This window comes from Novosphingobium barchaimii LL02 (genome assembly GCF_001046635.1).
GTDB classification, from domain to species: domain Bacteria; phylum Pseudomonadota; class Alphaproteobacteria; order Sphingomonadales; family Sphingomonadaceae; genus Novosphingobium; species Novosphingobium barchaimii.
Genome location: NZ_KQ130452.1, coordinates 170,847 through 188,685, shown reverse-complemented (window position 1 = coordinate 188,685; position 17,839 = coordinate 170,847). Strand labels below are relative to the sequence as shown.

The 17,839-nt window shown below is 66.0% G+C and carries 20 protein-coding genes; 13 read left to right on the top strand and 7 right to left on the bottom strand.

All coding sequences use genetic code 11. The features are described from left to right. The first annotated feature begins 121 nt into the window (after positions 1 to 121). Positions 122 to 568 (top strand): Fur family transcriptional regulator, encoded by a 447-nt coding sequence (locus V474_RS00945; RefSeq protein ID WP_043976224.1) that lies wholly within the window; start codon positions 122 to 124, stop codon positions 566 to 568. Next, the gene (locus V474_RS00940; protein WP_059149710.1) at positions 565 to 1,338 is read left to right on the top strand and encodes a lysophospholipid acyltransferase family protein; all 774 of its coding nucleotides are present in this window, start codon (positions 565 to 567) and stop codon (positions 1,336 to 1,338) included. Before V474_RS00945 ends, V474_RS00940 begins: the two co-directional genes overlap by 4 nt. 73 nt (positions 1,339 to 1,411) lie before the next feature. On the opposite strand, the gene V474_RS00935 is transcribed toward V474_RS00940, so the two are convergent. Continuing rightward, positions 1,412 to 2,074 (bottom strand): hypothetical protein, encoded by a 663-nt coding sequence (locus V474_RS00935; protein WP_059149709.1) that lies wholly within the window; start codon positions 2,072 to 2,074, stop codon positions 1,412 to 1,414. A gap of 68 nt (positions 2,075 to 2,142) precedes the next feature. Here V474_RS00935 and ispH point away from each other — a divergent pair, with 68 nt between their 5' ends. The 4 genes from ispH to V474_RS00915 are packed head-to-tail and all read left to right on the top strand — an operon-like array spanning position 2,143 to position 5,742. Beyond that, positions 2,143 to 3,135, top strand: coding sequence for a 4-hydroxy-3-methylbut-2-enyl diphosphate reductase (gene ispH / locus V474_RS00930; protein WP_059149708.1), 993 nt, complete (start codon positions 2,143 to 2,145; stop codon positions 3,133 to 3,135). A gap of 13 nt (positions 3,136 to 3,148) precedes the next feature. Then, the gene (gene thrB / locus V474_RS00925) at positions 3,149 to 4,153 is read left to right on the top strand and encodes a homoserine kinase (RefSeq protein WP_059149707.1); all 1,005 of its coding nucleotides are present in this window, start codon (positions 3,149 to 3,151) and stop codon (positions 4,151 to 4,153) included. Next, positions 4,150 to 4,584: a ribonuclease HI gene (rnhA, locus tag V474_RS00920; RefSeq protein WP_059149706.1), complete on the top strand. Its 435-nt coding sequence runs from the start codon at positions 4,150 to 4,152 to the stop codon at positions 4,582 to 4,584. Before thrB ends, rnhA begins: the two co-directional genes overlap by 4 nt. Before the next feature lie 51 nt (positions 4,585 to 4,635). Continuing rightward, complete coding sequence (locus V474_RS00915; protein ID WP_236710472.1) at positions 4,636 to 5,742, top strand: FUSC family protein; 1,107 nt, start codon at positions 4,636 to 4,638, stop codon at positions 5,740 to 5,742. Positions 5,743 to 5,745: 3 nt separating this feature from the next. Here V474_RS00915 and V474_RS00910 read toward each other — a convergent pair whose 3' ends face one another. The 3 genes from V474_RS00910 to V474_RS00900 form a co-directional block, all read right to left on the bottom strand. Continuing rightward, positions 5,746 to 5,928 carry a YegP family protein gene (locus tag V474_RS00910; protein WP_059149705.1) on the bottom strand — a complete coding sequence of 61 codons (183 nt, stop codon included), beginning with the start codon at positions 5,926 to 5,928 and terminating at the stop codon, positions 5,746 to 5,748. 90 nt (positions 5,929 to 6,018) lie between these two features. Next, entirely contained in the window at positions 6,019 to 7,110 is a 1,092-nt protein-coding gene (locus V474_RS00905) for an NAD(P)/FAD-dependent oxidoreductase (protein ID WP_059149704.1), read from the bottom strand. Between the two features lie 5 nt (positions 7,111 to 7,115). Further along, positions 7,116 to 8,108 carry an alpha/beta hydrolase gene (locus V474_RS00900; RefSeq protein ID WP_059149703.1) on the bottom strand — a complete coding sequence of 331 codons (993 nt, stop codon included), beginning with the start codon at positions 8,106 to 8,108 and terminating at the stop codon, positions 7,116 to 7,118. A gap of 107 nt (positions 8,109 to 8,215) precedes the next feature. On the opposite strand from V474_RS00900, the gene V474_RS00895 reads away from it, so the two are divergent. The 7 genes from V474_RS00895 (at position 8,216) to V474_RS00865 (ending at position 15,644) form a co-directional block, all read left to right on the top strand. After that, positions 8,216 to 8,917 (top strand): A24 family peptidase, encoded by a 702-nt coding sequence (locus V474_RS00895; RefSeq protein WP_059149702.1) that lies wholly within the window; start codon positions 8,216 to 8,218, stop codon positions 8,915 to 8,917. A 90-nt stretch (positions 8,918 to 9,007) separates the two neighbouring features. Next, positions 9,008 to 10,018, top strand: coding sequence for a Flp pilus assembly protein CpaB (gene cpaB / locus V474_RS00890; RefSeq protein WP_059149701.1), 1,011 nt, complete (start codon positions 9,008 to 9,010; stop codon positions 10,016 to 10,018). Positions 10,019 to 10,032: 14 nt separating this feature from the next. Beyond that, a complete protein-coding gene (locus V474_RS00885; protein WP_059150704.1) occupies positions 10,033 to 11,640 on the top strand; it encodes a type II and III secretion system protein family protein in 1,608 nt (535 codons plus the stop codon). 14 nt (positions 11,641 to 11,654) lie between these two features. Continuing rightward, on the top strand, positions 11,655 to 12,311 hold the full coding sequence (locus V474_RS00880) for a CpaD family pilus assembly protein (protein ID WP_059149700.1): 657 nt from the start codon (positions 11,655 to 11,657) through the stop codon (positions 12,309 to 12,311). A gap of 3 nt (positions 12,312 to 12,314) precedes the next feature. Continuing rightward, positions 12,315 to 13,589, top strand: coding sequence for a P-loop NTPase family protein (locus V474_RS00875; protein WP_059149699.1), 1,275 nt, complete (start codon positions 12,315 to 12,317; stop codon positions 13,587 to 13,589). Between the two features lie 41 nt (positions 13,590 to 13,630). Then, on the top strand, positions 13,631 to 14,602 hold the full coding sequence (locus V474_RS00870) for a type II secretion system F family protein (protein ID WP_059149698.1): 972 nt from the start codon (positions 13,631 to 13,633) through the stop codon (positions 14,600 to 14,602). Positions 14,603 to 14,624: 22 nt separating this feature from the next. Then, positions 14,625 to 15,644 carry a type II secretion system F family protein gene (locus tag V474_RS00865; protein WP_059149697.1) on the top strand — a complete coding sequence of 340 codons (1,020 nt, stop codon included), beginning with the start codon at positions 14,625 to 14,627 and terminating at the stop codon, positions 15,642 to 15,644. Between the two features lie 18 nt (positions 15,645 to 15,662). Here V474_RS00865 and V474_RS00860 read toward each other — a convergent pair whose 3' ends face one another. The 3 genes from V474_RS00860 to V474_RS00850 form a co-directional block, all read right to left on the bottom strand. Continuing rightward, entirely contained in the window at positions 15,663 to 15,923 is a 261-nt protein-coding gene (locus tag V474_RS00860; protein WP_059149696.1) for a hypothetical protein, read from the bottom strand. A 73-nt stretch (positions 15,924 to 15,996) separates the two neighbouring features. Further along, the gene (locus V474_RS00855; protein WP_059149695.1) at positions 15,997 to 16,653 is read right to left on the bottom strand and encodes a TetR family transcriptional regulator; all 657 of its coding nucleotides are present in this window, start codon (positions 16,651 to 16,653) and stop codon (positions 15,997 to 15,999) included. Positions 16,654 to 16,660: 7 nt separating this feature from the next. Continuing rightward, the gene (locus V474_RS00850) at positions 16,661 to 17,446 is read right to left on the bottom strand and encodes an SDR family oxidoreductase (RefSeq protein WP_059149694.1); all 786 of its coding nucleotides are present in this window, start codon (positions 17,444 to 17,446) and stop codon (positions 16,661 to 16,663) included. Between the last annotated feature and the right edge of the window lie 393 nt (positions 17,447 to 17,839).

Genomic DNA, 17,839 nt, shown 5'->3' with positions numbered 1-17,839 from the left:
TTCGGGGACAAAGGTGTCTACCACTGCAGCAGCTCGCTGAGAGACCGCCCATTGCGGTTGTGATTGCTGGCGCACCGCCCTATCTACGGCGGTGCGCCTCTTTCATATTTACAGGTCTATCGTGCACCAGCCCATCGACATTGAAGCCCTCTGCGCCGAACGCGGCCTTCGCATCACCGAACAACGCCGCGTGATCGCCAAGGTTCTGTCGGAAAGCACCGACCATCCAGACGTCGAGAAGCTGCACGAACGTGCCACCGCGATAGACCCCGGCATTTCGATCGCCACGGTCTACCGTACCGTGCGCCTGTTCGAAGAAGCCGGTATTCTCGACCGTCATGATTTCGGCGATGGCCGTGCCCGCTACGAAGCCGCGCCCGAAGCCCATCACGATCACATGATCGACGTCGAATCCGGCCAGGTGATCGAATTCGTCGACCCTGAACTCGAAGCGCTGCAGCGCACAATTGCCGAGCGTCTGGGCTTCCGCCTTGTCGATCACCGGATGGAACTGTTCGGCGTCAAGCTCGACCGCCCGGAAAGCATCGTCGCCCCGCCGCGCAGGTGACCTCGGCCCTGCCCGCTCCGGGCCGCATCGCGCCCTGGGGCTGGCCGCTGATCGCCGTTCGGCTTTCGGCGATGCTCGCGATGCTGGTTGCCTGCACCGCGCTCTATTACATCGCCGCGCCGTTCGCATCGCGCAATCCTGTGCCGCGCTGGTTCCTGCGTAGCATTGCCGCCATTGCCGGTGTGCGCCTGAGCGTACGCGGAACCCATCCGGCGCGGCGCACCTTCTTCCTTGCCAATCACGTCAGCTGGATCGACATCCCTGCCGTGGCGGGACTTACCGGCAGCGCTTTTGTGGCGCATGACGGGCTGGCGCAGATCGGCCCGTTACGCTGGCTGTGCGGGTTGAACGACACCGTCTTCATCGCCCGCCACGAACGGCGCAGCGTCGCTACCCAGGCAGATCAGGTACGCAGCGCCCTGCGCAAGGCAAGCGCCCTGACGATCTTCCCGGAAGGCACTACCTCGTACGGCGATGAAACGCTGGCATTCAAATCCTCGCTGCTTTCAGCGCTTGAGGATGATGCCGAGGCCGCTCCCATCCCGGTTCAGCCGATCTGGCTGGATTACGGCCCGGAAAGCCGGGACATCGCATGGGTCGGCTCGGAGCCGGGGCTGGACAATGCATTTCGCATCCTTGCACGCCTTCGCCCCGTCGAACTTACCGTGCATTTCCTGCCGCCATTGGGACCGCAAGACCGCGCAGACCGCAAACGCATGGCAGCCGCCGCCCGCGCGGCAATCGACGCTGCGCGGGAGGATCAAGGTTGAAAACTGGGCGACCTGCCCCCGTCGACCGACGCAAGGCGGGCCAGAAGCATAGCCTCTGGCCGCAACGGCGGCCTTACCGCGTGGCGTTGTAAGCCAGCTGGCCATCGTCGAGTTGGAAGCCGACCAGCACCTCGAACGAGGAACGCGCGACGGCGGCCTTAACTTCGGGATCCGACAAAGGATCGACGGCGGCATCGGTGTCGCCCGCCTTGCGCTTGCGGGTGATCCGTTCGCGGATTTCCTGCGGCAGGGTGGCTGCGGCACGGTCGATGAAGGCGTTGACGTTGCCGCTGACCTGTCCGCGCTGTTCGCCGTCGGCAAAGGTCACGGTCACGCTGCCCACGCGCTTGCTGATGACAGCGCTGCCGCCCTGCAGCACGGTCACGAAGTACGGCAGTGTCACCTGGCGGGCGCCGGACGTGTCGTTGCGGCGGGCCTGCACCTGGAAGGCGATATTGGCGGTCACCTTTTCGCCGACGTCCTGGTCGCACTGGGTGCGCACGTCGGTCATCGCCGCGACAAGGTCGATGTTCGGCGCGGTGCGATCGCCCGCGCTGCGGAACAGGGTAACGTCGCCGGTATACTCGGGGATGCCGACAGCCGGGCACTTCGAGCGTATCGAGGTAATGCCCACGCCCTGGTCGACCACGATCTCCCCCTTGGTCTTGCACCCGCTCAGCGCGGACATCGCAGCTGCGGAGCACAGGACAGTGGCAGTCAGGCGGCGTGCATTCATCGTCACTTCCTTGAGATGGCGTGCGCTTGCCCTAGCGATGCAAGCGGCAAAGCGCTAGAGGGCCCATTATGAACGCGCCCTTTCCGTCCACGACGTCGTCGCCCGCAATCGGCTCATCCGAGGCCCTGTTGCCCATCCGCCTGCTGATTGCCGCCCCGCGCGGCTTCTGTGCCGGAGTCGACCGGGCGATCGAGATCGTCGAACGCGCGATCGAGATCTACGGGGCACCGGTCTACGTGCGCCACGAAATCGTCCACAACAAGTTCGTGGTCGACAGCCTGAAGGCCAAGGGCGCCGTCTTCGTCGAGGAACTGGACGAAGTGCCTGATGGCGTTCCAGTGATCTTCAGCGCGCACGGCGTGCCCAAGTCGGTGCCCGCCGCCGCAAACAAGCGCGGTCTGGAGTGGCTGGACGCGACCTGCCCACTGGTCAGCAAGGTCCACCGCCAGGCGGAACGCCAGATCGAGGCTGGACGCCACATCCTGTTCATCGGCCACGCCGGGCACCCGGAAGTGATCGGCACCTTCGGCCAGGTCCCCGACGGCAACATGACCCTCGTCGAGACGGTCGAGGATGTCGATCGCCTCGAATTTGATGCCGAGACGGAGCTTTCCTACCTATCGCAGACCACGCTGTCGGTCGACGATACCGCCGCGATCATCCAGGCGATCCAGGATCGCTTCCCTCAGGTCATCGCGCCCAAGGCCGAGGACATCTGCTATGCGACGTCCAACCGTCAGGCCGCCGTCAAGCAGATCGCGCCGCAGTGCCAGCTGGTACTGGTGATCGGCGCGCCCAACAGTTCCAACTCGCTGCGCCTCGTGGAAGTCGCCCAGCGCGAAGGCGCAGCCTCGCAGCTGATCCAGCGGGCGAGCGAGATCGATCCGGCCTGGCTGGACGGGGTCGATACAATTGGCCTCACCGCCGGTGCCTCCGCTCCGGAGGAACTGGTCAACGAAGTCATTACGCGCATCAAAGAACTGCGCGCCGTGGAGGCCGAGGAATTCGTGACCACGAAAGAACACATGACCTTCAAGCTGCCCCGCCAGCTGGTTGGCTGAAGGACGCGTAACAATGGCAGTCTACACACGGCTCGGCGCGGAGGAGATGGCCGTCATCATCTCGGCGTTCGACGTCGGCACGCTGGTTTCCGCCAAGGGCATCGCCGAGGGCGTCTCCAATAGCAACTGGTTGATCGAGACGCAGGATGCGGCCGGATCGGCGCGGCGCTTCATCCTGACGATGTACGAGAGCCGGACCGAAGTGGCGGAACTGCCGTTCTTCCTTGACCTGCTCGACCATCTGGCCGCCAAGCACTGCCCCGTGCCGCGCACCATGCATGACAGCGAAGGCGCCAGCCACCGCCTGCACCAGACGCCCGAAGGCACCAAGGCGCTGGCGCTGATCGAGTTCCTGCCGGGCGTCTCGGTTTCCGAACCCACTCCGGCGCAGGCCCGCGCGGTAGGCGGGGCGCTTGCTCAGATCCATCTGGCCGCAGCCGATTTCCCGGCTTCGCGCACCAATTCGCTGGCGCTGGCCGACTGGCAACAACTGCTGCGCGACTGCGGGCGCGAGGGGCTCGAATCGATCCACCCGGAACTGGGCCATATCGTCGAGCGCGAACTGGCCCTGCTCGCCGCCCGCTGGCCGCGCGATCTGCCGAGCGGCGTCATCCACGCCGACCTGTTTCCCGACAATGTCCTGATGCTGGGCGACACTGTTACAGGGCTCATCGATTTCTACTTCGCCTGCACCGATCTGTTTGCCTACGACGTTGCGGTGACTCACGCAGCCTGGTGCTTCAGCCCTGACGGCACTCGTTTCCTGCCCGCGCTTTCCGATGCGCTGATGGCGGGTTACAGCGCCGTGCGCCCGCTGAGCCCGGCCGAACATGCCGCCCTGCCGCTGCTGGCACGCGGCGCGGCGATGCGCTTCCTGGCCACCCGCGCTTACGACTGGCTGAACACCCCGGCCGATGCGCTGGTGACGCCCAAGGACCCGATGGCCTTCGCCCGGCGTCTCGAATTCTATGCCGATCCGGCGAACGCCAACATCTTTGGGGAGATTTCCGGCTCATGAAGAAGGTCGATATCTTCACCGACGGCGCCTGCAAGGGCAATCCCGGCCCCGGCGGCTGGGGGGTATTGCTGCGCATGGGTGAGCACGAAAAGGAAATGTCCGGCGGCGAGCCCGACACGACCAACAACCGCATGGAAATGACCGCCGCGATCAAGGCGCTGGGCGCGCTGATAGAGCCCTGCGAGGTCACCCTCCACACCGACAGCAAGTACGTAATCGACGGGATCACCAAGTGGGTCCACGGCTGGAAAAAGAAGGGCTGGATCAATTCCAGCAAGCAGCCGGTGCGCAATGCCGACCTGTGGCACGACCTGATCGAGGCATCGGGCCGCCACAAGGTCGAATGGCAATGGGTACGCGGCCATAGCGGCCACGTCGAGAACGAGCGCGTCGACAAACTCGCGAGCGATGCGGCGAAGGCTGCGGCGTAGAACCGGCTTATAGAGACTACCCTCGTTGACGAATCGCCCTGTGGAGGGAATTTGCAAGCGCCCCTCAAGGACAGCCTGCGCACCGAACTAAGCGCTCTGGTCACTCCCGGCCCGCGCATGGCGGACGAATGGGCCTGCGTGGCCTCGGTGATGCTGGCAATCGTGCTGGCCCATGCGATGGGCGCGGGCATGGTATCATGGGCCGCGTTCAGCGCCTTCGTCCTGCTTAAGAGCGACGTTTCCGAAACACTGCTGCGCGGCGTCATGCGCATCGCCGGCACCGCTCTGGGTTCAGGCCTTGCGCTGGCGGTTGTGCCATATGCGGCGCGTTCGCTGCCGCTCTCGATGATCGCCGCCGCACTGGTGGGTGCGGTGGGGCTATACGGCATGCTCACCGCGCGGCGGGCTTATGCCTGGCTGCTGTTCGGCCTGACCTTCGAGATGATCCTGCTCGACAAGATCGACCGCCCCGACCTCGACACTATCGGCTTCGCCCAGACCCGGCTGCTGGAAGTGATCGCAGGCACCATCGCCTGTACCATCGTCAGCCTGACGGCGGGCGCGCTGGCGGGCAAGCGCTGGTGGGCGGACCGCAAGCCCGCGCCTGCCCGGATGCGCTGGCAGCCCCATGCGGCCCGCCATGCCGCGCAGGCGGGGCTGGCCATTGCCGTGTTGCCGCTGCTGCATGCACTGTTCGATTTGCCCGAGTTGCCGCAGGCCGCGGTCACCATCATGGCGGTGATGATCGTGCCCGTCGCCGGGATCGGTGCCAGCGGTTTCGTTCCGGTATCGCGCCGCCTGCTCCACCGCGCGCTGGGCTGCATGGCCGGCGGCGCGCTGGCCCTTGCCGTGCTGCTACTGGCGCAGGGGAGCGCGCCGGTGCTTATCGCGGGGACCTGCATCGGCATCGTCATCGGCCGCCACATCGAGAACGGCCTTCCCCGGGTGACCTATCTGGGCCTGCAGTTCACGCTGGCGGTGCTGGTCGTGCTGGTGCCCGACAGCTACGCCGACGCGCGGATCGGCCCGGCGATACAGCGCCTTGTCAGCGTGTTCGTGGGCATGGCCGTGCTCGAACCGGTGCTGCTGACGTGGCACTTCCTGGCTCCGGGGCGCAAAGCCCCGGCGCAGACCCCGGATGCCGGCAACACAGAGTGAGCGTCAATCCGTGGTGGTATCGACCACGTCTGCGGGCGGGCCATTCTTCTTGATCGATTCGATCGCGTTTTTCGCACCCGCCTTGCTCGAATAGCCTTCGGTCCAGAACATGGTTTCGGAGTTGTGGCAGAAGTAGGCGACGAACTCGCCGGCCTTGTTTTTGCGGATTTCGAAACGGTGGGCCATCACGACTCTCCCAAGGGTTTGTTCCCAGGCCCAGAGATGAGCAAGCACCGCGCCGCGATGCAAGTGTGCTAAAGGCTCCTCAAGCGTTTTTCAGGTGAACCGAGCGGGCGCATAAGCTGCTGGGTCGACCGCGCCGGGGCCCGCGCGCGTCAGCAGCCGCGCGGCGAGATCGGCGGCGGCTGGCGCGGTCTGGATGCCGAAGCCGCCCTGCCCCGCAAACCAGAAGAACGCCGCGTCCTGCGGGGCGAAACCGTATACCGGCAGCCGGTCGGGCGCGAAGGAGCGCAGGCCCGCCCAGCGGTGCTCCACGCGGCGGACCGGCCAGTCGACCACCTGCTCGAAACGGTCGACCGCCAGTGCCACATCGATCTCCTCGGGCGCGGCATCGCAGGGCGCGCTGGGCGTCTCGTCATGTGGGCTGAGCCAGAGGCGGCCGCTCTCCGGCTTGAAGTAGAAGCGGCCCGCCACGTCCAGCACCAGTGGCAGATCGCCTGGCACCGGCCCGTCGACCGCGATCTGGGCCACGGTGCGGCGATAGGCCGCGATGCCCAGCGGGCCCAGCCCTGCCAGCCGTGCCACCGCATCGGCCCAGGCCCCGGCGGCATTCACCAGCACGCCCGCAGCAACACAGCGCCCGTCCGCCAGAGCCAGCATCCAGCCCGAAGCGGTGCGCTCGGCCCCCAGCAGCCCGGCGCGGCACCATAGCTGCGCGCCCTGACGGTGCGCCTGCGCCAGGTAGTGCTGGTGCAGCGCGGCGACGTCGATGTCGCAGGTGCTGGGCTCAAACGCGCCGCTGGTCCAGTCCGCGCGCAGGTTCGGCACGCGGACTTCAAGGCCGGCGCGGTCCAGCAGTTCGATTTCGACGCCAACGGCGCGGTATCGCGCGGCGAAGGCAGCAACGTCATCCTCCTGCCCGGCGCGGCCGATGGTCAGCGCCCCGCGCGGTGTCAGCACGCCGAGATCCCGCAGGACCGGCCCCGAGGCCGTGGTCAGCGGCTGTACGCCGGGGCCGCCGTAGCTTTCGGTCCAGAATGCTGCGGAGCGGCCGGTGGCGTGATGGCCGGGGCGTTCCTCCGCCTCGACCAGCAGGATGCGCGCATCGCCCCGCGCACCGATCGCGGCGGCGAGCGAAGCGCCGGCCATTCCGGCACCGACGATGACGATATCGAACGCTGCATCCATTGCGCTCAGCCCCTAGCGGGGGCGTGCCGGTTCAGGAAGTGCTTGATGGCGTCCAGAGCGCGGTCCCTCACGGGGTCGACTTCGCGCAGGATCTCATGGCGGCACTCGCTGCCGAACGAGACCAGTTCGCCTTGCGGCAGACGCGCGGCGGCACGGCGAATCGCGGGCCAGGAAACAAGCGCGTCGATACTGGTGCCCAGCAGCAGCACCGGCACGGTGACCGCCTCCAGCACGCCGGGGCGTTCCAGCATGTGCATCGAGGCAAGGCCGCGCTCCACCCAGCCCCAGCTTGCCGGACCCATGGCGATCGCGGGTCGCGCGCGGCGCCACCACTCCTCGTCGTCGTAGCGACCGTCGTCATGGGTCAGCAGCAGGCTGCGCGCACGAGGGCCGGCGCCGGGTTTCTCGCCGCCCTTCCATGCAGGACGGCTCGGATCGCCCAGCGCGACGATCCCGCGCGCGACGGGGTGCAGGACGCTGGCGGGAATCCAGGCCGGATGAATGCCCAGCATCGGCGCGGACAGGACCACTGCATCGGGCTTCACCGCCCCTTGTGCGACCGCGCGCAGAACGAGATGCCCGCCCATCGAATGCCCCACGGCCACATGAGGCCCCGGCGTGCTGGCCGCCCAGTCCGCGAAAAGCGCGGCATAATCATCCACCCAGACCGAGAAGTCGGACACATGCCCGGTCGTCGCATCGCGGCCCAGCCGGCCCGACCCGCCCTGCCCGCGCCAGTCCGCCGAGGTCACCTGCCAGCCTTCGCGGTGCCAGCCGTCCAGCGTCTCCAGCCACTTCTCGTAAGCATCGCCCCGGCCCGGCATGAACAGGATCGAACCGCGCCGCTGTCCCTCAGTGAGGACCGGCCAGTCGATCCGGCGCAGCGCGTGGCCATCAGGCAGCGACCAGCGCGATTCGACCGCCTCGGGCGGGATCGCGCGCCGGGCTGCGGATGAAGGGGCTGCGGACTGGAGGATGGTCTCGATGGCGGATGTCACTTCGGGAATATCGCTGAAAAGGGGGTCACGCGGGCGGAGGGCGATCTTGGTTACTATTTGGTAGTGGTGCCCGGAGTACAGAGATCCCGATCCAAAGGGACAATCGCATGACGGGCGCCGTTTTTTCGTATCTGCTGCTGGCCGCATTGGCAACGGCGCTGCTAACCGCAGCGCTGACCGACCTGCGCCGGCGCGAGATCAACAACTGGCTCAATACGACCATCGCCCTGGCCGCGCCGCTGTGGTGGCTGGCGATGGGTCTTGGCCCGCTCGACATCGCGCTCCAGCTTACCCTTGCCGCCGTGACTTTCGCGGTGGCCTGCCTGCTGTTCATCGCCGGACAGATGGGCGGAGGCGACGTGAAGCTGCTGGGCGCGCTGGCGCTGTGGTTCACGCCGTCCAGCTTCTGGGACCTGGTGGTGCTGATGGCGCTTCTGGGCGGCGGCGGTTCGATTGCGATGGCCGCCCTCAACATGAAGCGCGAGCCCGGCGAATCGGTGCGCGACGCCCTTGCCGTAGTGGCCGCGCTGGCATGGGTATGGGGCGCCTGCGCCGTGGTGTTCGCCGTGGCGACCGGCCGTCCGATCGTCAGCGGCGAAACCGTCTCGGCCCTGTTCGACCGGCTGCCGGGTGTCTGGGCGCTGATGCTGGGCGTGATCGTTGCCCTGACGCTGTTCATGGCGGGCCTGCGCCACATGATGCGCCGCCAGAAGTCGCGGCTCGAAATTCCTTACGGCATTGCCATCGCCGCCGCCGGGCTCTGGGTCATGGGCGCGCAAACGCTTGCGGCGGCCCGCTTCGCGGCCTGACGCGCGGCTCAACGGGGTGAACCCGTTCTTAACCAATTTACCCGATAAGGCTTGCTGAGATTCGGGGTTTTTCAAGGGGCTTATCCAGCCATGGACAGGAAGAAGGTGGTGCTGCTCGCAGTGGCGCTGCTCATCGCAGCATTCACCGCATTTGCAGCAAGGTCGATGTTCGCAGGCGGCGCCGCGCCGCAGGCCGAAGCCGTGGCCGCGCAGCCCAAGGGCCCCAAGGTCCTTGTCGCCCAGCGCGCGCTGCCGGTCGGCACGATCATCACCGCCGATTCGGTGTCCTTCCAGGGATGGCCCGACGAGCTGGTGAAGGACGCCTACTACATCGAGGGCGAGGCCGACATGTCCAAGCTGCTCGGCACCGTGGTGCGCTTCCCGATCACGGCTGGCCAGCCGCTCACCCAAGGTTCGCTCGTCGCTCCCGGTGACCGCGGCTTCCTCGCCGCTGCCCTCGCCCCCGGCATGCGCGCCATCACCATCCCCGTTTCCGCCAAGACCGGCGTAGGCGGCTTCGTGTTCCCTGGCGACCGCGTCGACCTCATGCTCACCCAGGACGTGAAGGGCGAAGGCAGCGGCGATTCGCTGCGCACCGCCGAGACGATCCTGCGCAACCTGCGCGTGCTCGCCACCGATCAGGCCACCGACAGCGAAGTCGTCGACGGCAAGACCGTGGTTCACGCCTTTCGCACCGTCACCCTCGAAGTCACTCCGCGCATCGCCGAAAAGGTCGCCGTCGCGCAGGAGATCGGCGAGATCAGCCTGTCGCTGCGCGCCATCGCCGACAACCAGGGCGAATTCGAACGCATCCTCGCCAACGGCGACGTCAAGGTTCCCGAAGGCGCCACGCGCGAGCAGGAAGAATCGCTGATGAAGCAGGCGATGGGCAAGCCGCTCGAAGGCAACACCACTTACGTCACCGGCGGCGACGTCTCGCGCTTCCAGCGCTCGACCATGCCGACGGCCTCCGCGCCAGCCCCCGTGTCCGGCCCCGCTCCTCAGGTTGTCTCTGCAAGCGGCCAGCCGGTGCGAAGCGGACCGGTGGTACGCGTCACGCGCGGCAAGGAAACCACCGAGGAGCCCGTGGGCAAGCCGTGATGACCATTCGCCACATGCAGCGGCCTTCTGCCGCCCGTTTCACCGCCTTTGGGGGCACCACGATGAAGCCCGTTCTTCTCAAGAGCATATTGGTCGCCGCCTGCGCGATCACGCCCCTGGCCGCCGGCATCGCCGCGCCGGCGGGCGCCCAGTCGGCAAGCCCTTCGGTCGTGCGCCCGGTGCAGGACGTCACGCTGTCGATCGGCAACGGCCAACTCGTCACCGTGGCGGGCGCCATGACCGACGTGTTCGTCGCCAACGAGTCGGTTGCGGACGTGCAGGTGAAGTCGGCCCGCCAGCTCTACATCTTCGGGAAGGGCGGCGGCACCACCACCGTCTATGCCAGCAATGCTGCGGGCGCCGTGGTCTGGTCCGGTACGGTTCGCGTCGGCTCCAACCTCGACAGCGTCGATTCCATGCTGCGCCTGGCGATGCCCGAGGCGAAGATCGCGGTTTCCACAATGGGTTCCAGCACGTTTCTGCTGACCGGAACCGTGCGTAACCCGGAAGACGCGGCCGAGGCCGAGCGCCTCGTCAAAGCCTTTTCCGGCAAGGATGCGAACGTCATCAGCCGCCTGCGCATGGCAACGCCGCTACAGGTCAACCTGCAGGTGCGCATCGCCGAAGTCAGACGCTCGCTGGTGAAGTCGCTGAGCGTCAAGCTGGCGACGCTGGACTCAACGGGTGGCTTCAAGTTCGGTGTGGGCCAGGGCGGCGCGATCGGCACTCAGTTCAACACGGGCCGCGTCCTCGGCGTGGGCACAGGCGCTACCAGCCAGGTCGGGATCGACCCGCTCACCGGTGAACTCGCCAGCCTCCCCGGCTCCGACGTTAGCGCAACGGCGACGGGCACGACCCTCGGCTTTGCCGGGAAGCTGCTGGGCCTGAACCTGCTGGGCGCGCTCGACGCGGGTGAGACCATCGGCCTCGTCAGCACGTTGGCGCAGCCCAACCTCACCGCGCTTTCGGGGGAAACCGCCGACTTCCTCGCCGGCGGCGAATATCCGATCCCCATCAGCCAGGGTTTAGGCGCCACCTCGGTGGAATACCGCAAGTACGGCGTCAGCCTCAGCTACACCCCCACCGTGCTGGCCAATGGTCGCATCTCCATGCGCGTGCGCCCGGAAGTGTCGGAACTGTCGACCGAAGGTGCTGTTTCGCTGGGAGGCTACACGATCCCGGCTCTGACCGTGCGCCGCACCGAAACGACCGTGGAACTCGGCTCCGGCCAGAGCTTCATGATCGCCGGCCTGCTGAGCAACAACACCGCCAACTCGATCCAGAAGATGCCTGGCGCCGGCGATCTGCCGATCCTCGGCTCGCTGTTCCGTTCCACCGGCTACCGGCGCGGCGAAACCGAACTGGTGATCGTGGTGACGCCCTACCTCGTCAACCCGGTGGACGGCTCGCAGATCGCGCTGCCGACCGACGGCTTCAATTCGCCCAATGAACTCCAGCGCCTGCTGGGCAACATGGGTAGCGACGGTGTCAGCGGCGCCAAGCGTTCCGGCCCGACGCAGGCCCCCTCTTCCACCGTCCCCAGCGTCGGAGCGGCCGAAAGCAAGGCCCCGTCACGCACCACATCGGGCGATACCGCCAAGCCCGGCTTCAGCCTGAAGTGAAAAAGGTGAACTCCATGCGACACCGCACATTTTCTTCCGCTGGGCTTATCCTCGCGCCCATGCTGGCTCTGGCCCTTGCAGGCTGCGGCGGTATCCCGTCCAACCGTTCGATGGAATCGGTCCACCAGCCGGTGGTCGAGAGGGCCGACTACACGCTCGACCTGACCACGGGCGGCGGCAATGGCAGCGGCCTAGCCTATGGCGAACAGGGCCGCCTTTCCGGCTGGTTCGAAGCCATGGGCCTCAAGTACGGCGACCGTGTCTATGTCGACGATCCCGCCGCCAACCCGGCGACGCGCGGTGCGGTCGAAGCCGTCGCCTCGCGCTACGGCATCTTCCTCAGCGATCAGACGCCGCAAAGCGCCGGCTACGTGGCGCCGGGCACTGCCCGCGTGTTCATAACCCGCTTCAAGGCGACCGTGGCCGGCTGCCCGGACTGGTCCGCGAACAGCGACGCCAATCCGACCAACGGCCTGTCCACCAACTTTGGCTGTGCGACCAACGCCAACGTCGCGGCGATGGTCGCCAACCCCGAGGACCTGATCCACGGCAGCCGGGATACCGGCATCACGGTGGTGACGACTTCGAACAAGGCCATCGACGCCTATCGCAACGCACCTACGACCGGCCAGGGCAGCGCCATCTCCCAGACCGGCACCAAGGGGAACTGAGCCATGAACGCACCCTGGAAATCCGGTGGCCCCGGCGGCCGCGATCAGTTCGCGGCATTCCTGTGCGACGATGCCTCGCTCGACGTGGTGCGCACCCTTGCCACCGACCTCGGCTGGCATTCCGAAAAGTGCAACAAAGGCGGTCTGCGTAGCGCCGTACAGTCGCTGTCGATCACCGCCAGTCCCAACATTCTGCTGGTCGACCTTTCGGAAAGCGGCGATCCGCTGAGCGACATCAACGCTTTGGCCGAAGTGTGCGAGCCGGGGACGGTCGTCGTCGCGGTGGGCCAGGTCAACGACGTGCGTCTTTACCGCGATCTCATCGCCAGCGGCATCCACGACTATCTGCTCAAGCCGCTGCAACCCTCGCATGTGCGCGATTCGCTGGCCCATGCTCAGGCCACATTCGCGGCGCCGCGCGTTCATGATGCCGCCGCTTCCAAGCAGCACATCTCGACCGCCGTTATCGGCACGCGCGGCGGCGTCGGCGCGTCCACCCTGGCGACCTCGCTCGCCTGGCTGTTCAGCGCCGACCACAAGCTGCCGACCGCGCTGCTGGATCTCGACATCCACTTCGGCACGGGCGCGCTGTGCCTCGATCTGGAGCCGGGCCGCGGCCTTACCGATGCGATCGAGAACCCCAGCCGCATCGACGGCCTGTTCATCGAACGCGCGATGATCCGCGCGAACGACAACCTCGCGATCCTTTCCGCCGAGGCCCCGATCAACACCCCGCTGATGACCGACGGCACGGCTTTCATACAGCTCGAGGAGGAATTCCGTTCCGCCTTCGAGATGACCGTCATCGACATGCCGCGCAACATGCTGATCAACTTCCCGCAATTGGTCGCGAACCTGAACGTGGTGGTCCTCGTGACCGAGATGACGCTGGCCTCGGCGCGCGACACGATCCGCATGCTGTCGTGGTTCAAGGGCAATGCCCCCCAGACCCGTATCATCATCGTCGCCAACAAGGTGCAGACCGCGCTGGCCGAGATCAGCAAGGCCGATTTCGAGGCTTCGATCGAGACCAGGATCGACTTCCTGATCCCCTACGATCTCAAGGCCGCCTCGATGGCCGCGAAGCTGGGCCAGACCTTCGCCGACGCCAACCGCGCCAGCAAGGCCGGGTCGGTGATGCGTGATCTGGCCCGGACTATCGCCGATACCGGCGACGATCACATCGTTTCGGCTCCCAAGACATCGCTGTTGGGCAAGATCGACTTTAAGTCGATGATGCCCAAGGCGAAGAAGAAGGCGCAGGCCGCGGCGCAGTGATGCACCGCCGGCAGGCTCGGGCGTAAAGGCACGGCAAGGCTATGAACTTTCTCCAGCTCATCACGGTCGCAGCGGGCCTTTCCGGCGTGCTGCTGCTGCTCTGGGCAGCTTTTTCAGGGCCGTCGCCGGACAAGGAATCGACGCGCCGCCTGAAATCGGTGCGTTTGCGGCACTCGGCGGACGGCAAGGACCGGCTCGAGGCGCAGATGCGCAGGGCCGTGGCCGCTCGCAAGCCCAAGGGGCACCACATCGCCGGCTCCGGCTCGCGAACGGAAGCGCTGGCGCTGCGCCTGGACCGCTCGGGCAAGAAGTGGACGATCAAACAGTACCTTTACGGCTCTGTCGGCTTGGGTGGCGCCATCGCGCTGCTGCTGTTCCTGAAGACTGGAGCACTGTTCCTCGCCCTGGCATTCGGCGCCTTCGTGGGCGCCGGCCTGCCACACATGGTGCTGAATTTTTTCGTCAAGAAGCGCACCAACGCCTTCACCATCAAGTTCGCCGACGCCATTGACCTGCTCGTGCGCGGCCTGCGCTCGGGCCTGCCGGTCTCCGAAACGCTCACGATCGTCTCGCAGGAAGTCCCCGGCCCCGTGGGTGAAGAGTTCAAGCTCGTCACCGACCGTATGAAAGTGGGCAAGACCATGGAGGACGCCCTCCAGGAAACCGCCGACCGGCTTGGCATTTCCGAGTTCAACTTCTTCTGCATCACCCTGGCGATCCAGCGCGAAACCGGCGGCAACCTCGCCGAGACGCTGGCGAATCTTTCCGACGTGCTGCGCAAGCGTGCGCAGATGAAGCTCAAGATCCGCGCGATGAGCTCGGAATCCAAGGCCTCGGCCTATATCGTCGGCTCGCTGCCCTTCATCGTCACCATCATGATCTACTGGGTGAACCCCAAGTATATCGGTGAATTCATGGTCGACGAACGCCTGATGGTCGCCGGTATGGGCGGCGCGATCTGGATGGGTATCGGCGCCTTCATCATGGCCAAGATGGTCAGCTTCGAAATCTGATCGAGAAGGCAGGACAACACCCATGCTCGACCAACCCGCTGGTCCCACCCTCCTCGGCTTCGACGTCACCCTCGTCGGCACCCTGCTATCGCTGGTTGCTGCTGCCGCGGTGATCCTCGCGATCTATTCGGCGATCACCATCCGCGATCCGATGGCAAAGCGCGTCAAGGCGCTCAACCAGCGCCGCGAAGCTCTCAAGCTGGGCCTCGCCACGACTGCCCGCAAGCGCCAGAGCCTGGTGCGCCGCAACGACACCACCGACAAGATGGGCGCGTTTCTGGGCGGCGCCAAGATGCTCCAGGACAGCCAGATCAAGGAGATCCAGCAGAAGCTGGCCCAGGCGGGCATCCGCAACAAGGAGTGGGCCGTCGCGGTCGTCTTCGCGCGCCTTGTCGCGCCGATCGTGCTGGGCGGCCTGGCCGCACTGGTAATCTACGCGATCGACTACTTCCCGGAATGGAGTTCCTTCAAGAAGTTCATGGCCTTCGCGGCCATGGTCCTGGCAGGCTACAAGGGCCCGGATGTCTTCATCAAGAACCTGATCACCAAGCGTACCGATGCGATCCGCAAGGGTTTGCCCGATGCGCTCGACCTTCTGGTGATCTGCGCCGAAGCCGGCCTCACCGTCGACGCCGCCTTCGAGCGCGTGTCGCGCGAACTGGGCCGTGCCTACCCGGAACTGGGTGACGAATTCTCGATGACCTCGATCGAACTGTCGTTCCTCCACGAACGCAGGCAGGCGTTCGAGAACCTCGCCTACCGCGTCAATCTGGAAGCGGTGAAGGGCGTCGTCACCACCATGGTGCAGACCGAACGCTACGGCACCCCGCTCGCCTCGGCGCTGCGCGTGCTCTCGGCGGAATTCCGTAACGAACGCATGATGCGCGCCGAGGAAAAGGCCGCGCGCCTGCCTGCGATCATGACCGTGCCGCTGATCCTGTTCATCCTGCCCACACTCTTCGTGGTCATCCTTGGTCCGGCGGCCTGCTCGATCGGCGACGCCTTCTCCGGGGGAGATCCGCACCCGGCCAAGCCGGGCTGACGATCACGGGCCGCGCGCCTAAACGGGCGTTTCCACCAGATCGACGACTTCGAACACGAAACTCGTCCAGCCGCGCATTCGCGCCGCGTCGTCCAGGGCAGCACGCTTCTTCTTCGCTTCCGCCAGCGAGCGTGCATGGCCCCAGAACACTTCGGTCTTGCCGTTCTGCAACTGCGCCACCACGCGCCAGTAATGCGTGAGGGGATCGCCGGTGGGGCCGATCGTCTTGACGTAGCCATCCGGCATCGTCGCGGTGAGGTAGCGCTTTTTTCGGGCCATGCAGCCCCCCTGTCAGGCCGGCACGCGGTCGGCAACAGCGCCGCGGATCCGCAGCAGCCAGCTTTGGCCAAACTCAGCGCGCAAGGATCCCCGCCATGATGATGTCGATGGTGTGTTCGCGGTAGCGGTCGCGCAGTTCTTCCGTCAGCGAATCCTGATCGAAACAATGCTTGAGCACCAGCCGCGCCGAAAAGAAGCGGTCCACCGCCCCGGTGACGGTGAAGTAGAACAGCTGCGGGTCTATCTCGCGGAACACGCCCGCCTTCACGCCGTCACCGATCAGCTGCTCGTAAGCGCGGTAGATCGGTGAGAGGTAGCAGTCGGCAATCCGCCGCGCCTCGGTGTCGTCGCTCTCGCGCACCATCCGCATGGTCAGGCGGTTGAGGTAAGGCACCTCGTAGAAAGTGTCGACAACCTTCCACAAGTGCCGCCGCAGCTTGGCCTCCGGCTCCCACTCGTCCTTGGCTACCAACGCGTCGACGCTGCTGACGATGGCCTGCCAGTCGCGGTCGAGCAGCGCCTTCAGAAGCCCCGCCTTGTTGCCGAAATAGTACTTCACCAGCGCCGAGTTAAGCCCGGACCGCAGCGACAGTTCGGACAGCGAGATGTCGACCACATCGCCGTCGCGCATGATCGCGCTGGCAGTATCGAGCAGCATGGCGCGCGCGCCCGGAGGGACGGCAACGTCGCCCGATGCTGGGCCGTTCGGCAAGGCGGAACGCTCCTTCATGGCAGCCTTACTTCGGCCCCAGGCGGATCGCGCCGTCGAGACGCACGGATTCGCCATTCATATAATCGTGCTCCAGCAGAAACAGAGCCAGCTTGGCGTATTCCTCTGCCTTGCCCAGCCGCTTGGGGAACGGCACCATCGCGGCGAGCGCGTCCTGCACGCCCTGCGGCATCCCGGCCATCATCGGCGTCTCGAAAATACCGGGCAGGATGGTGTTGACGCGGATGCCCTCGCTCATGAGATCGCGCGCGACAGGCAGTGTCATCGCCAGCACGCCGCCCTTGGACGCGGCATAGGCGGCCTGCCCGATCTGCCCGTCCTGCGCCGCGACGGACGCTGTATTGACGATGGCCCCGCGCGATCCCGCCTCGTCGAGCGGCGCCAGCGTCGCCATGCCTGCGGCCGACTTGCTGATGCAGCGAAACGTGCCGACGAGGTTGATGGCGATGGCTTTCTCGAACAGCGCCATGTCGTGCGCGCGCGGCTCGCCGGTTTCACGGTTCTTGCCCACGGTCTTGGCAGCGGGGGCGATCCCTGCGCAGTTAACCAGCACGCGCTCCTGCCCGTTCTCGGCGCGCGCCCTCGCGAACCCGGCCACGACGCTCTCCTCATCGGTGACGTTGACCGCGCAGAAAACCCCGCCCACTTCGGCCGCAACCGCCTCGCCAGCCTCGGTATTGAGATCGAAGATCGACACCTTGACGCCCCTGGCGGCCAACGCCCGCGCCGTGGCGGCGCCCAGCCCCGAGGCGCCCCCGGTGACGACCGCGGCGAGCGTGCTATCAAGCTTCATCCCGAACAATCCTTTCGCTGCATCGGCCCTAGGCTCATTCGGCAGACCCGGACAAGCATTTCGACGGCGCAATTTAATCAAACGATTAAATCGCAAGCGAGCAACGGTCAATCCGTTCGCCGACAGCTTTCTCGACCGGCGCAACAGGATTTCACCACGGCGATAAGAGGCGTAAGATTGCTGCCGGATAATGCGCAAATGCAACAGGTCTGTTGTTGCCGGCAACCCTCCGGAATCCTGCCTGTCTCGATGCCGCATTGCACAACGTTGCAAGCGTCCGTTGCAACATTGCAACATTGGCGCAGGCAATTTGTGCGCCATTGGCAAATGGGATTGAAAGGCTGTGCTTGCGGAGCAACAAGCACTCCATGGCAATCGGGTTGCGCGTGCGCA